Origin of the sequence: Citrobacter sp. MGH106, assembly GCF_001037495.1 — a bacterium.
Classification (GTDB): domain Bacteria; phylum Pseudomonadota; class Gammaproteobacteria; order Enterobacterales; family Enterobacteriaceae; genus Citrobacter; species Citrobacter murliniae.
This window is the reverse complement of sequence record NZ_KQ089822.1, coordinates 414,440-427,972: the sequence shown is the minus strand read 5'-3', so window position 1 is coordinate 427,972 and position 13,533 is coordinate 414,440. Positions and strand designations below refer to the sequence as shown.

Sequence of the window (13,533 nt, the reverse complement as noted above, 5' to 3'; positions counted from 1 at the left end):
CGTGGGGCTAACGGTGTTAGCCCCTGTGGTTGTTATTAGCAGTAGCGGTCACGCCAGTTGAGGATCGCCTTTTCAAAGCAGGCGAACGGCGGGTGTACTATTCCGGCGCCGATCATGCCGACCCCCGCATCTTTGTGCGCAATGGCGGTGTTGATCACCGGCAGAATACCGGTGCTGCCCACACGCGTAATGTCGATCGCGGTTGGCACGCCCATAAAACCGAGCAGCGGAATGGTGACGTTTGGGTTTTCACCGAGGGTGATTTCACGCATCTGGCGGGAGAAGTCGACGGCTTCTTCAACCGTACCACCCACCAGCGCCACGATGGCTGGTGCGGTGGCCATCGCGAAGCCGCCAATACCGTAGGTTTCGGTAATGGCGCTGTCGCCGATATCACGCCCGGAGTCTTCCGGCTTATAGCCCGCGAACATCGGGCCAATCACCTGCTGTGCCGGACCGGTAAACCACTGGCCCGGTAAGCCGCTGATACGCAGGCCGAACTCAACGCCATTACGCGCCATCGTCGTCACCACCGTGCTGTATTCAATGCCGTGCGCAGCATCCATGGCGGCTTTACACATCGCCATCCACGTTGGACCGGAGAAATAGTCGCTGCTGAGCACAAACTCGAACACTTCACGTTGTTGCTCAACCGGATAGCCGGTCTGGATAATCCACGGAGTCAGCGCCTGAATTAACAGTGCCGTACCGGCGTTGTTGCGGTTATGGCACTCATCGCCCATGTGCAGCGCCTGTGCCAGCATCAGGCGTAAATCGATTTCACCCGCCAGTTTCATCGCATCACGCAGCATCGGTCCCATCACATCACGCATCCAGTTAAGGCGATCGATAACGCTTTGATCGTTCGCTCCCATGCGCAGGATCTTTGCCATCTGCTCGCTCATATTGGTATATGCGCGGTTGCCGTAAGTTTTGTTCTCCACGATGTGCATGAACATCGACGCGGACGTTACGCCCGCCATCGATCCCACGCAGTCATGTTCGTGGCACGGCGAGAAGTTAATTTCGCCCGAAGCGGCAAGCTCGGCGGCTTCATCCAGATCTTTCGCCAACCCTTCAAATACCAGCGCGCCGGTGACTGCACCTTTCATCGCACCGCACATTTTTTCCCAGCGGATCGGCGGCCCGGCATGCAGAATCGTGTTACGGGTCATTCCAGGTACCACATTGATGGCCTGGTCATAGCCAATCAGCACCGGATGCGACTTAATAATACGTTCCAGCGCCTGCTGGTTAGCGGCGGCAATCTTGTCTGCCAGCGGTGAATCAGCAATCTGATCCAGTGCCGCAACCACCTGCATATTGCCCTGGCCTGGCGGTGTCCAGTCGAGTTGAGTAACGGGCACGTTCTGCTTTTTCAGGTCATCGCTGAACATCGCGATACCGACGTTAATCACATTCAGCGGCTGGTTAAACAGTGTCTGGCTCATCAGGCTTCCTCCCCTTTACAGATAAATTCACGCGCCAGCAATCCGGTGTTGGTGCTACTGCTCGCCCAGATAACGCCGGCATCAGTCAGCATCTGGCACTGTTTTTCCAGCGATGGCGTATCCAGGTCGGTCCCCAGAACATAGCCGAGAATTTCCAGAGGACGACCGTCAGCGGCAGCGATGGCTTTCGCTTCATTGATCGCGTCGATCATCACGCCAACCGGATCTTCATGCGATCCAAATCCAAGGACGAAATCCATCACGATCACGCCGACTTCAGGATCTCTCGCTTCCTGCAACAAACGACTGATGCGGTTGGTCGGATCGATCATTGGATGGGGCTTGCCGTTGGTGAAATCATCATCACCAAAATCAAGGAAGGTATGCGCCACACTACGGTTGAGATCCTGCAGGCGGAACGCCGGGTCCGGATGAATGTTGCTGTACACCTCGGCATGTTTTTCCATGGCGGCAAACATCGCTTCATCACACAGCGTGCCGCCACAGAACAGTCCGCGAATATACTTTTGCTGCGGCGTCAGACGGGCGCGAACTTCTTCAATCAGCGGCCAGTTGAGCGGATGCAGATCAAGACTCTCTTTTTTCACGCCACTCAGCAGCACTGCTTTCAATGCCGCTTCTTTAGTGCCGCGAGCGAACTGCAGACCCTCTTCGTCCGCAGGCGCAGCTTCACGTCCGAGGAAACAGACCACCACCGGTTTAAAGCAGGCGCGCGCACGTTCCAGCACCTTACGGGCTACCGCAGGTGCTGGCGGTTTAGAGATCAGCGCAATGATCTCAGTTTGTGGATCGGCCTCCAGCATACCTATCGCATCGAGCATCATCAGGCCGCCAATCTTCTCGCTCAGATCGCGTCCACCGGTGCCGATCAACTGGGAAATGCCACCGCCAAATTCGTGAATGCGCACACTGAGTTCCTGACTACCGGTGCCAGATGCCCCAATAATGCCGATATTGCCGCGACGCACCGCGTTCCCAAAACAGAGCGCCGCGCCGTTAATAATGGCGGTACCGCAATCAGGCCCCATCATCAACAACCCTTTTTCATGCGCCAGCTGTTTAAGAGCCAGTTCGTCATCAAGGGAAACGTTGTCAGAAAACAACATTACGTTGAGGTTGTTTTGCAGCGCCTGACGCGCCTCGCGGGCCGCGAACAGACCATTTACCGATATCACCGCGAGGTTGCTGTCGGGGACATGTTTTTTAGCACTGGCGAGCGTGGCATAACGTGCTTCGTGCTGCCCACCTTGTTCCTTATGCGTGAACAGTTCCTCTATCGCCACCAACGTTTGCTCGTTCGCGGCCTCACTCGCACCTTTAATGACAATCATTAGATCGCCACTCTTTGCCTCTTCCAACTCAGGCGTAAGCAGACCGAGATTCTTCAGCACGCCCTTGTTCATTTCCGTTGCCATCGCCACGAACGCCTGCTCCACACCATCAAGCTTATTAGCGCGCGTAGAGATAGACATCAGTGAGACAGAATCAAAATACGTGTTCTTTTTAACAACTATCCTGATCGACATAATTCCCTCCGGACCGTTGGCTCAGGGCGCAGGCATCCGCCATGCCGTACAGCATGTCGCAGCCAGAACTTGAGCCGATATTTTTAATGTCAGTAATAAATTTCGTAGCAACGTGTGGTTGCTCAGTAATAATATGGGTCACCAACCGCGTGACACTTTCCCGATAACGTTGATGAAACGCCTCTTCCAGCGTTATTTTGCTGAGTAAGGTTGTGTTATTTCCGGCAATCTGTAATGCCGTTAAAAAATCTTGTCGATACTTATTCAGCGGATGCCCACTAATAAATAAAATTGTACTCAGGCCTACTAAATAATCATCAGACGATGGCGTCAGCCCTATTCCAAGACCAATTAAATCGCTGACCGCAACACAGATATTTTCTCCCGTACTCAGCGCCGTTATTAAACTTTGGCGGCGCAGTTGTAATTCACGAGTAATTTCCTGGTAAAACGGATTATCCCCCTGGTACAGAAATAATGTGTCGTCGCGATTAAGCTGTTGGCGGATAACCTCTGCCCAGTGGCGCCAGGATATTGTGGTGAAGCGCTCTGCATCTGGCGACCCACGAGGCATTTGCCACATCAGGCAACCAGAGGTCTCTATCCATTTATCATAACCAACAGCGATCCCTGACTGCGTAAAACTCACCGGCTCACCGGGTTGAAACAGATCTTCGCAATGCGTCAGCGCCAGCCGACAGCTGTTAGGCGCGTTATCGCAGCACTCACTCAATAACGTAAACAATCGCTGCTGTTCCGGTATGAACAGGTTCACCGCGCGGGAAAAAACCTGTTCAACTCGCCCCGTTCCCCGATACGCAAGAAACGCGCCGTCTGCAGTTAGCGCCCGCACGCATCGCCGTGATGGCGTGGCGATAGTGGCGCTCCTCTGTCAGGCTCCGGCGGCAATCAGCAGCTCGGCGATTTCATGGAACCCTTTCTCCCGCGCCAGCTCCAGCGGGGTTTTACCGTATTTATCCGTCATGTGCGGGTTGGCGCCATTGTCGAGCAGCAGCTTGACGATTTCCTGCTGCTTCGCGCCGCCATCATTAAGTACGATGGCTTCCAGCAACGGCGTCCAGCCGACAAAGTTGGTATGGTTTACATTGATATCGGTACGCTGCAGTAATTCACGTACGATCTCAACGTGACCTTTTTCGCTGGCTGGCGTAATACCAACGCCGCCAAAACGGCTCAGTCGTTCGAGATCGGGATTGGCAGGTAATACCGTACGCAGCAGCGTTAAATCATTAGTCAGGCAGCTAATCAGGAAGGGGTTAAAACAAGTTTGATCTTGTTTATTAATATCGGCACCGGCGTCAATCAATAAAGAAACGCAGTCATAATGCTTATTCAGGCTGGCAATAATTATGGCGGTACGGCCCTGGCGGTTAGTGGCATTAATATCCACATTATTTGCCAGACAGGATTTTAATCCTTCGGCATTGCCCTGTTCTGCCGCCAGCAGAAATTCAGTAATGAGTTCTTTCTCTGACATAATCGCTCTCCTGCAGTTTTTTAGACTTTTTAAATATCCGATAACCTGAGAATAGCAACAGAGTACGGAGAATAACATCCGCTTAAATTTCATTCATCGTAAGTGAGTCGATTGTTGAAACAAATTTAATAATGAGAACAAAATGTGCTGTAGTGCAATCTTTCTCTTATGACTAACGGTCTTTCAGCCATTAATCAGTCATAGGGGAAATAAAGCGGTATGCTGCACGGATAGCGGCCTGCAACTAAAACACAGAAGTGTGATTGCCTTCAAATCAAATGTAACCCTAGTGTTAAATTCTGTTCAAAACTGATTGCTCTCCATAAGGATTACAAATACATTCAACAATCATCGTATCGCGGGTTGTGGACTCAGGGGAGAAGGAATGAATTCAATATTTACCGAGGAAAACCTGCTGGCGTTTACGATGGCTGCCCGCTACAGCAGCTTCAGCAAGGCCGCCGAGGAGCTGGGTTTAACCACCTCCGCCATCAGTTATACCATCAAGCGCATGGAAATGGGGCTGGATGTGGTGCTGTTTACCCGCAGTACCCGCAGCATTGAGCTGACCGAGTCCGGGCGCTATTTCTTTCGTAAAGCGACAGACCTGCTCAACGACTTTCACGCCATCAAGCGCAGCATTGATACGATCTCCCAGGGCATTGAGGCTCGGGTGCGCATTTGTATTAATCAACTGCTGTATACCCCGAAGCATACCGCGCGACTGTTACAGGTACTTAAGAAACAGTTTCCAACCTGCCAGATAACCGTGACCACGGAGGTCTATAACGGCGTCTGGGATTCCATCATCAATAACCAGGCCAATATCGCCATTGGCGCGCCAGACACGCTACTGGACGGTGGCGGGATCGATTACACCGAGATTGGCGCGATCCGCTGGTCGTTCGCCATCGCACCTGATCACCCGCTGGCCTTTATGCCTGAGCCGATTTCAGAGAGTCAGCTGCGTTTGTACCCGAACATCATGGTAGAAGATACCGCGCACACTATTAACAAGAAGGTCGGCTGGCTGCTGCACGGGCAGGAATCAATCCTGGTGCCCGATTTTAATACCAAGTGCCAGTGTCAGATCCTCGGCGAAGGCATCGGTTTTCTACCCGACTATATGGTGCGCGAAGCAATGGAAAAATCGCTGCTGGTGACGCGACAGATCCATAACCCACGCCAGGATTCGCGCATGCTACTGGCGACCCAGCACTCGGCAACCGGGCGGGTGACACAGTGGATTAAAAAGGAGTTTGGCCCACAAGGGGTACTGACGGGGATTTATCAGGATCTGCTGCATCGGGAGTAATATGCACGATGAGGGGAACTATTGTGGACGCACCGGATGCGCGTTGCGTCATCCGGTGAAAAGTAAAACTCAGGCACGAATGTCGTCGTACTCGCGAGTTTTATCAAACTCATGTTTGGCAAACGGACAGAGCGGGATCACTTTACGGTTTTCGCGGCGCATTTTTTCCACCACTTTCTCCACCAGCAGCTTGCCGACTCCCTGACCTTTCAGGCTGGGGTCAACATCAGTATGTTCAATGATGCTCAGATGTTCACCCGTCGGCACGAAGACAATCTCAGCAACCTGATTGCCCTCGGCATCGTTAACATAAAACTTGTTGTGCCCTTCAAGAATATCCATGGTCTTCTCACTCATTTCTGGCGATATTTAAGCGCACCGCTCGGACAGGTATCGATAACCTTAATGACCGTCGCGACATCAACTTCATCCGGGATGATCCACGGTTTACGTTTCAGGTTAAAAAGCTTCGCGCTTCCCCGCACACAATTACCCGAATGCTGGCATATCGCCGTATTGAAATAGACATCAACCTTCTCGCCGGTATAGGCCCGGTAACCTGCTTCCAGTAACTCTTTATCCACGACATTACCTCAGTTATTTTTATTGTCCTGGGAGTAATCATAGACCCAGGCGAGTCTGAAGGCTGCTGCTGGCGGCTGAAATTGTCGCAGATTAGCTCCGGCACACGATTACGTTCACCTCATGTTCTTCACTTCTGTGGAACGATACAACCCGTGAACGTAATCCAGTCCAAGGGTCAAAGGTTCTCTGTCACCGATTCATTTCTTCGTGCAACCGTTCCCTGGCTGACGGTAGCATCTCAAGCATTGCAGGTGTTGGCGGCGGCAAGCGGTTATCGGCAATATGCCTGTCCACTTCCACATAGTCGATTTCACCATTCTCATGGTGATGAACCGTAAGCACCCTCGCCTTATTCAGCTCGGTAACCAGTTCTCGGGTAATTCGCAAACTTTCTGCCAGCTCATGATCTTCAAGCCCAGGCCTGCGACTGCGTCGTTCCACACGGAAGCGATACTGGTTGTACTTCGCCCAGCCAATGAGCACCAGACCGTTTATCAATGCGATCAGGATGTAAAAAGTGACCGTATCCAGAGTTGTGAAAAACGGCCTCACGCCCATAAAGGGTGAATGAGCCAGTGCCGTAATCAGCCCTTTATAGATCAGGTACAGAAATCCAACCCAGGCAAAAAACGTTAGCAGAACGTCTATTACACGTGGCAGAAGTCGCTGTTCGGTAAAGATGAGTGGCTGGCTCATGATTCTATCCTCCCAATTCCACGGTCAGGGCTTACCCAACGCGCTCTGCCGCGTTTGCGTTTAAGCATCACTTTGGGGAAAGCGACCAGCGTGGTGAACAGACTCAGCATCCAGTACACCACCGGGAACCAGATGATCCAGAACAACGAAGCGCCGATACCTTTTTCATAGCGCCGTTCAATCATCAGACTCACCGCAAACTGCAGCAAGCAAACCACGCCGAGTATTAGCCCGGTAAATGCTGGCGGGAACAGGTTTTGCACGTATAGCGAGTCTGGCATTGGGAAAAATAACCCGCAAAGGAACAGCACAATGCTGACCGCATAGGCAAATGACCAGGCGGTAGAAAAACAGAACTCAAGGAACAGCGGCCACATGCGGCGAAATTCCCAAGACCACAGGCGACGCATGTTAACAATAAATACTTCCGCACCACCTTGAGCCCAGCGCAGACGCTGTTTCCACAATCCTCTTAACGTTTCAGGCATCAGGATCCAGCACAGTGCTCGTGGTTCAAAGAATACTGACCAGTGGCGCAATTGCAGCTTCCAACTGATATCGATATCTTCAGTGATCATGTCCGGGCTCCAGTACCCCACCTCAGCCAGAGCACGACGACGAAATGCCGCAATGACGCCAGAAACGGTAAAGATCTGCCCATAGACTCGCTGAGTGCGCTTAATCAAGCCGATAATCGAGGAGAATTCACCGACCTGTACACGACCAATTAACGTGGAACGGGTACGAATGCGCGGGTTTCCGGTCACCGCCCCGACACGCGGGAACTGTATCAACGGGGCGACAATATAGGCGACGGCATCGCGATCCAGTAAAGCATCACCATCAATGCAGACAAGATAATCACTGCGGGCCGCCGCTGCGCCGGTCCTGAGCGCCAGGGCTTTCCCCTGGTTCTCGGCTAAATGAATCACCCGCAGGCTCGGGTATTCCGTTGCCAGTTGTTCAAGCACGTCGTGCGTGTCATCTGTCGAACCGTCGTTAATGGCAATAACTTCAATATTTGTATAACGCTGCGCCAGCGCTGCACCGATCGTTTCACGCGCATTGATCCCTTCGTTATAACAAGGGATCAAGATCGAAATCAGCGGATTTCCTTCAAGCGTCGGCGGCGGTGTTTCCTCTCCCCATTTCCAGTGGCGTTCACGGTAAAACCAGAAGTAAACCCCACCGCTTATCCACAAAGCCGACATGAACAAGGGCCAGAAGAAGACGAAGTTCAGCATCACTTCACCTGTAAAAACGACAGCCACGCCAAACGGCAGACTGAACATCAGGCAAAGAATCAGGAAAGCAATAATGCGATCGGTCATTTTTGCGGGTACCAGTATGATGAGAACGTCGAGCGAATCTCTGACATCTCGGGTTTGTCGCTGATGAAATCATCCGGGTAATAACCATAGTTACCCGCACCGCTTAACTTAAGCTGGCGCATCCACTCGGCTATTTGTTTACCGCTGATTTCGGCCTGTTCCCCGGACTTACGCCAGTCTCGTGCTTGCAGTTCAAACACGGTCTTATCCAGCGCTCCGGGCGTTTGTGCAACGGCATTCACCAGTCTGTCCAGCCAGGCGTTGGCATCATTGGCCGGAATATTCTCCATCAATGGCATTGCCATCGGTGCTGTCCAGTCATAGGTATTGAGGAAATCATTCAGGTTCTGCGCGAACCAGGCTTCACTTTCTGGTTCCAGCACCGGCATGGCGTAAATATTGCGTGCGGTTTGTACCTGTGGGCCGCGAATATTACGTACCGCGCGGGTCAGTTCCTTTGTAAAGTCGGTCAGCATCTTACTTTTCAGGCGAGTCCAACGTTCGAATGCCTGAGGATCGTTACGAATTTGCTCAATACTGCCCGGAAGGCCTGCGGCACGGTATGCGGCTAAAGCCTCCGGCGACGCATCTTCAAAATCCGTCAGGAAAGCATCATCATGGAACAAAATCCCTTTGAAACTGGCATGCTTCGCCAGATCTTCATAAATCTCGGTGATACGCTTACGCGCTTCGCTATCCCAGGGAGAAAGACGAACATACTGCTCACGATTAATCGCGCTACGTCCGGTTTTCGGATCCCATGCCGTCACGCGTGGAATAGCGTCGTCGAGACCAAAAGCCAGCACTGGCATCCAGGCATAAACGGTAACCCCTGCCCGCGTTTGTAATTGCCAGGAGATATAGTTAAAGAGATCGGCACGCATCGGCAGCCAGCGGTTAGGGAAATAAAGCTCGTGAATATTTCCGTCACCTTTTGGATCGGCATACGCCTGCAGGAAAACATGAGAAATACGCATGTCATAGACACGCTGGATCAGCTTGTCGATATTTCTACGTTGTTGGGCAGGATCTTTGTCATACACATAATCCAGATCGATATGCATAACGCGCATCGTCTGAGGTTCACGCACCTGGCCGACCTGGCTGGCAAAGCGCTTAAGGGATGGGTTATCAGATATCAGAACACGGGGGATATCATCCAGAAACGCGGCATTCGCCAGCCCTTCGTTGAGCGTAAACGCCATCTTGTAACCGTGCTCTTTGGCCAGACTTAATGTCGTGCCATTGGCTGCGCCATAAGGCCAGACCCATGCGCGTGGCGATTTCCCGGTTACAGATTTTATTTTGTTTGTGATTAAAGAGATATCAGTGTTAATACGGCGATTGTACTGTTCGTCCGTTTCGTAAGTGCCGGTCTTTTTATCGTACAGACGGTTTGCCACAGCAGGTTCTTTACTTCCCTGCGGGTTCGCTTCACCACCGAAATGCGATGCCCATGTATGCGCACCAATTTCAACCAGCGGCGATTTCCCCATTTCCTCGACCATTTTCCAGGTGGCAAATTTGTCTCGCGCCGTCATCAGCCCACCAAAATCGACTTTTTTATTGGCGGGAGAATCAACCCAGCTGCCCACCGGTGCCCACAGTGCTGGCCAGTTATAGGCTTTCAGCAGCGGCCACACGCGGGTATAAAAACTGCTATAACCATCATCAAAGGTGAGTAATACCGCTTTTTCCGGCAGCACGATTTTCCCGTCATGCGCATCCAGAATTTGCTGCACGCTGATCGGGTTATAACCGTTGTCACGTAGCCATCCCATCTGATCGCTCAGCGCACTGGTACGCACAGAGAGGTATCGCTGATCTGCCGCGCCGTCCTCTACATCGTGATAGCCCAGCACCAGGAAGCTATTTTTCGGCCATGGATGATCAGCAGCAAGCGGAGATCGCTCCGCCGGAGGAACGTAGCGCGGGGTCGTATTGTGCGCGCTACTGCACGCAGTGATCATCAACCAGCCAGCGATTAATGCGCTAACCCATAGGCATCTTTTAAACATGTACAGTCCTTAAAACCTGACATTCAAATCGAAAGCGAGGGAGATATTCCGCTCACGTTTACCGTCGTAGGGGCGTTTATCCCACACCAACATCACCCCGCCATCCACGACGTTGTTCCATTTAAGCCGCTGTCCGTATCCCACCTGAACGATGGCCCCCACGTCTTCACCTTGCTGCCAGTAGCCACCTACGCCAGCCACGCCTTGCTGCGTCCACACAGTGTCATAGTGGCGGTAAAGAACCTGCTCTGCGGCAAGCCCTGGTACAACGGAAAAATCACTCTTAGGGTTGTAATACGGCACATTCTCTTTGGTGTTGGTACTTCCGCCGATACCCGGTGTGAAGTCCAGCGTGAAGCGCGGCGTCGTCCACATGCGCTCTTTTCCGCTCAGCCCGTACTCGATACGATCGTTACCATCCGAGAAATGTGATGCGGCAAACGACAACTGATACTCTCGTCGTTCATTTTGATACCAGCGGACAAACATATCCCCGCCGTTTGCGTACACACCGCTACGCAATGCGCGAAGCGGGGTATTACGTGAAAGACGCTCCGCCGAACCGCCAACGCGCCAGTTATCATTAAAATCATGCCAGGCTGAAAGACGCCCACCAATTTTCTGACCATCGCCATAGTTACGGCCCGAAACTTCCATTTCCGCCCAATTATCGCGTGAGGTCCATTCCGCACCGGCAGCCAGGTCACGGTTGATACCCTTTCCTTCTTCAAATTCACCAGTGGCAAAGTTGAATCCGGTAAACAGTCGCCAGTTGTCATTAATCGGCGGACTGTAAATTGCGGTATTGATGTTGAAGTCATTCTTACCACTGACCGGGCTATCGGAGGAAATCCCCTGCGTGCCGCTGATCCGCAGCTCTGACATTTTGTGAACATCACGTATGCGGGCCAGGCGCAGCGTTGCTTCATCATCCGGGCTACGGGCAATGACGTCATCGGTAAGTTCATCGGCCTGCCGCCATTCCTGAAGATCCAGCGCTACATAGGCCTGCTGGCGTTCCAGCTCCAGGTTGCTTGGCTCAATAACTTCGGCCAGTTTAAGCTCTTTCTCTGCAGCTCGAGGCAGACCACGGGCTTCAAGCACTGAAGAATAGGTTATACGCAGCCCCTGGTTACCAGATCCCGTGCGCGCCAGATGTTCCGCGAGTTTTTCTGCCTCAGGCAATTCATTGGCAGCAATGTGATATTGCGTGAGCAACGTCTGACCAAGCAGCCAGTTATCGTTAGGCTGTGGCGTAGGTGAACCATAAATCCGTCGCAGATACGGACTCTCTTTGATTAAATTGTCGACCTGCTTTTTGGCTGCAGCAAAGTTTTCATTATCAATATGCGCATAAAAAAGATCCTGCTGATCTTCAGGACTGAGAGGAGTGACTGGAAGCGGTCCATGCGGATAGTAGATGCTCATCAGCATCGCTTCGGTTTTTTCCGGCTGACGTTCGCTTAGCCACGCCGAAGCGACCCAACGTTTCGCATAGTTAGGCACCTCCCCGCTCGCTTCAAGTGACTCATATTCTTGAATCACTTCGGCAGTACGCTTGCGCACCAGCAAAGCGCCCATACGGTCAATCCTTGCCCGGCGAACATCATCCTGAGCGGACGGTTCATCTTTCCAGGCCGCGAGCAGTTGGGCATATCGGGCAAGCGCTTTATCTGCCACGATAAAACGTTCTTCTTCATTACGCGCGGAAGTATATGAGGAGCGAACGATTTCTGCTGCCGCATCAAGTTCAAGACGACGTTTAACAGGATCTGACGTCGGAACCACCTCCGTTAGCCCTAACGCAGGCCCGGATACACGGTTAGCTGACAGGGCAGATAACAACGTAGATTTTGCATTTTTGTTGCTCGGATCGATATCATTGGCCTGGCTGGCGACTAACAATGCATCCCAGTTTTTCCCCTGCGAATGGTATACATAGGCCACCAATGCATCGGAGTCAGCTCCCGGGTGCGCCTGCGCCCATTTATTCGCTTCAGTGAGCGCCTGCTGATTATAGCGAGCATCTGCAAGCGTCATTATCCAGCCGGTACGTACATCCACGTTATCAGGATCTTCCTGCAAAACGTTTTCCCAGATGGCTAACGAATCATTCCATTTTTTCTGATTGCGAAAAGCCCGTGCAGCGGCGATTTGCCCACGCGCAGGCACAGCCATCTGCCCACGATATCGCAGCCAAATATCAATCGTTTCTTTATCGCTGTTATTGGCCCAACTGGAGACTTGCAACCAGTCAGCGACCTGATTTGGCGTTAGTGAGGATTTCTTTTCCTGTTCCTGAAGGTAGCGCATGAGCGGCGCACTATTACCTTCACGAGCTTCAATAATCAAACCGTCATAATCAGATGCTGCCGCAGAAGTTTGAACAGGAAAAAGAACGCAGGCCGTAAATAAACAGGTTACAGACTTAAAGCTTTTAATGAAGTTGGTATGTCGACGCATACTGAACATATCTGCCCTTATGTCTTACATCAGAGTAAAAATAAGCGTTTTCAATAAGTTAACTTAATTTCTTAACGATTGTCGACCATCTTATATGCACTACCGCTTATTTCGTAATAGGGTTGCAAACCATTTTAATTCTTTCGTCTTATTGACTACCTGCGCCTCATCCTCTAGTTACCGGAATGGGGCAAAAACTCATAAATTTTAACACTCAGCGTACACCGTGGCTACATGATAAGAAAACCCTTAGGCAAAAAAAGTATTTTAGACCAGAATATCCTAATACTCTTGGGATCGAATTCTGAACTCGCTTTAAGACCAGGCGGAAAAGTTATGTAACTCAGTTTACTATTACTTTAAAATATAAAAACACAACGTAATTGTATGCCTGTTAACTATTAAAAGAGTTTATCCCTTTCAGGGGGCCCGGCGCCTTCATCTATACCATTATCCAGCAGTGTACCCATCATGACAGCGCTCATGACGTTACATGGAGTGGTAACCAGTATGAGTCAGCGAGGAAACATCCATAATAATGAAATAACGAAAAGTATTTTCTCGCCATTGAGACGAAAGTGAATAATAAATGCCTACAAAATGCAAAAACAGGCCCTTAGAATATCTGT

The 13,533-nt window shown here is 51.4% G+C and carries 11 protein-coding genes; 1 reads left to right on the top strand and 10 read right to left on the bottom strand.

Annotated elements, in window-relative coordinates; all coding sequences use genetic code 11:
• Positions 1 to 35: 35 nt before the first annotated feature.
• Genes SK36_RS01945 through SK36_RS01930 form a run of 4 tightly spaced genes read right to left on the bottom strand, consistent with a single transcriptional unit; the run spans position 36 to position 4,496 of the window.
• The gene (locus SK36_RS01945; protein WP_048220623.1) at positions 36 to 1,451 is read right to left on the bottom strand and encodes a YlbE family protein; all 1,416 of its coding nucleotides are present in this window, start codon (positions 1,449 to 1,451) and stop codon (positions 36 to 38) included.
• The gene (fdrA, locus tag SK36_RS01940; RefSeq protein WP_048220622.1) at positions 1,451 to 2,998 is read right to left on the bottom strand and encodes an acyl-CoA synthetase FdrA; all 1,548 of its coding nucleotides are present in this window, start codon (positions 2,996 to 2,998) and stop codon (positions 1,451 to 1,453) included. The genes SK36_RS01945 and fdrA overlap by 1 nt, the downstream gene beginning before the upstream one ends.
• Positions 2,976 to 3,851: an oxamate carbamoyltransferase subunit AllH family protein gene (locus SK36_RS01935; RefSeq protein ID WP_048220621.1), complete on the bottom strand. Its 876-nt coding sequence runs from the start codon at positions 3,849 to 3,851 to the stop codon at positions 2,976 to 2,978. Before SK36_RS01935 ends, fdrA begins: the two co-directional genes overlap by 23 nt.
• Positions 3,852 to 3,890: 39 nt before the next feature.
• The gene (locus SK36_RS01930; RefSeq protein WP_045447086.1) at positions 3,891 to 4,496 is read right to left on the bottom strand and encodes an ankyrin repeat domain-containing protein; all 606 of its coding nucleotides are present in this window, start codon (positions 4,494 to 4,496) and stop codon (positions 3,891 to 3,893) included.
• Between the two features lie 385 nt (positions 4,497 to 4,881).
• Here SK36_RS01930 and SK36_RS01925 point away from each other — a divergent pair, with 385 nt between their 5' ends.
• A complete protein-coding gene (locus SK36_RS01925; protein ID WP_045447089.1) occupies positions 4,882 to 5,811 on the top strand; it encodes a LysR substrate-binding domain-containing protein in 930 nt (309 codons plus the stop codon).
• Between the two features lie 69 nt (positions 5,812 to 5,880).
• Here the strand turns inward: SK36_RS01925 and SK36_RS01920 are convergent, their stop codons facing one another.
• The 6 genes from SK36_RS01920 to pgaA all read right to left on the bottom strand — a co-directional run bounded on the left by SK36_RS01920 (position 5,881) and on the right by pgaA (position 12,913).
• Positions 5,881 to 6,153, bottom strand: coding sequence for a GNAT family N-acetyltransferase (locus SK36_RS01920; protein WP_045447092.1), 273 nt, complete (start codon positions 6,151 to 6,153; stop codon positions 5,881 to 5,883).
• Positions 6,154 to 6,164: 11 nt separating this feature from the next.
• Positions 6,165 to 6,395, bottom strand: a complete 231-nt coding sequence (gene yjdI / locus SK36_RS01915; protein WP_048220619.1) for a 4Fe-4S mono-cluster protein YjdI — start codon at positions 6,393 to 6,395, stop codon at positions 6,165 to 6,167.
• A 190-nt stretch (positions 6,396 to 6,585) separates the two neighbouring features.
• The gene (gene pgaD, locus SK36_RS01910; protein WP_045447097.1) at positions 6,586 to 7,092 is read right to left on the bottom strand and encodes a poly-beta-1,6-N-acetyl-D-glucosamine biosynthesis protein PgaD; all 507 of its coding nucleotides are present in this window, start codon (positions 7,090 to 7,092) and stop codon (positions 6,586 to 6,588) included.
• Positions 7,089 to 8,423, bottom strand: a complete 1,335-nt coding sequence (gene pgaC / locus SK36_RS01905) for a poly-beta-1,6-N-acetyl-D-glucosamine synthase (protein ID WP_045447099.1) — start codon at positions 8,421 to 8,423, stop codon at positions 7,089 to 7,091. Before pgaC ends, pgaD begins: the two co-directional genes overlap by 4 nt.
• A complete protein-coding gene (gene pgaB / locus SK36_RS01900) occupies positions 8,420 to 10,441 on the bottom strand; it encodes a poly-beta-1,6-N-acetyl-D-glucosamine N-deacetylase PgaB (protein ID WP_045447101.1) in 2,022 nt (673 codons plus the stop codon). Before pgaB ends, pgaC begins: the two co-directional genes overlap by 4 nt.
• Before the next feature lie 9 nt (positions 10,442 to 10,450).
• Positions 10,451 to 12,913 carry a poly-beta-1,6 N-acetyl-D-glucosamine export porin PgaA gene (gene pgaA / locus SK36_RS01895; RefSeq protein ID WP_048220618.1) on the bottom strand — a complete coding sequence of 821 codons (2,463 nt, stop codon included), beginning with the start codon at positions 12,911 to 12,913 and terminating at the stop codon, positions 10,451 to 10,453.
• Positions 12,914 to 13,533 lie beyond the last annotated feature (620 nt).

What these genes read in the sequence shown, in the direction of transcription:
- SK36_RS01945 (WP_048220623.1), bottom strand. Translation starts at nt 1,451, where the DNA reads ATGAGCCAGACACTGTTTAACCAGCCGCTGAATGTGATTAACGTCGGT.
- fdrA (WP_048220622.1), bottom strand. Translation starts at nt 2,998, where the DNA reads ATGTCGATCAGGATAGTTGTTAAAAAGAACACGTATTTTGATTCTGTC.
- SK36_RS01930 (WP_045447086.1), bottom strand. Translation starts at nt 4,496, where the DNA reads ATGTCAGAGAAAGAACTCATTACTGAATTTCTGCTGGCGGCAGAACAG.
- SK36_RS01925 (WP_045447089.1), top strand. Translation starts at nt 4,882, where the DNA reads ATGAATTCAATATTTACCGAGGAAAACCTGCTGGCGTTTACGATGGCT.
- SK36_RS01920 (WP_045447092.1), bottom strand. Translation starts at nt 6,153, where the DNA reads ATGGATATTCTTGAAGGGCACAACAAGTTTTATGTTAACGATGCCGAG.
- pgaD (WP_045447097.1), bottom strand. Translation starts at nt 7,092, where the DNA reads ATGAGCCAGCCACTCATCTTTACCGAACAGCGACTTCTGCCACGTGTA.
- pgaC (WP_045447099.1), bottom strand. Translation starts at nt 8,423, where the DNA reads ATGACCGATCGCATTATTGCTTTCCTGATTCTTTGCCTGATGTTCAGT.
- pgaB (WP_045447101.1), bottom strand. Translation starts at nt 10,441, where the DNA reads ATGTTTAAAAGATGCCTATGGGTTAGCGCATTAATCGCTGGCTGGTTG.
- pgaA (WP_048220618.1), bottom strand. Translation starts at nt 12,913, where the DNA reads ATGTTCAGTATGCGTCGACATACCAACTTCATTAAAAGCTTTAAGTCT.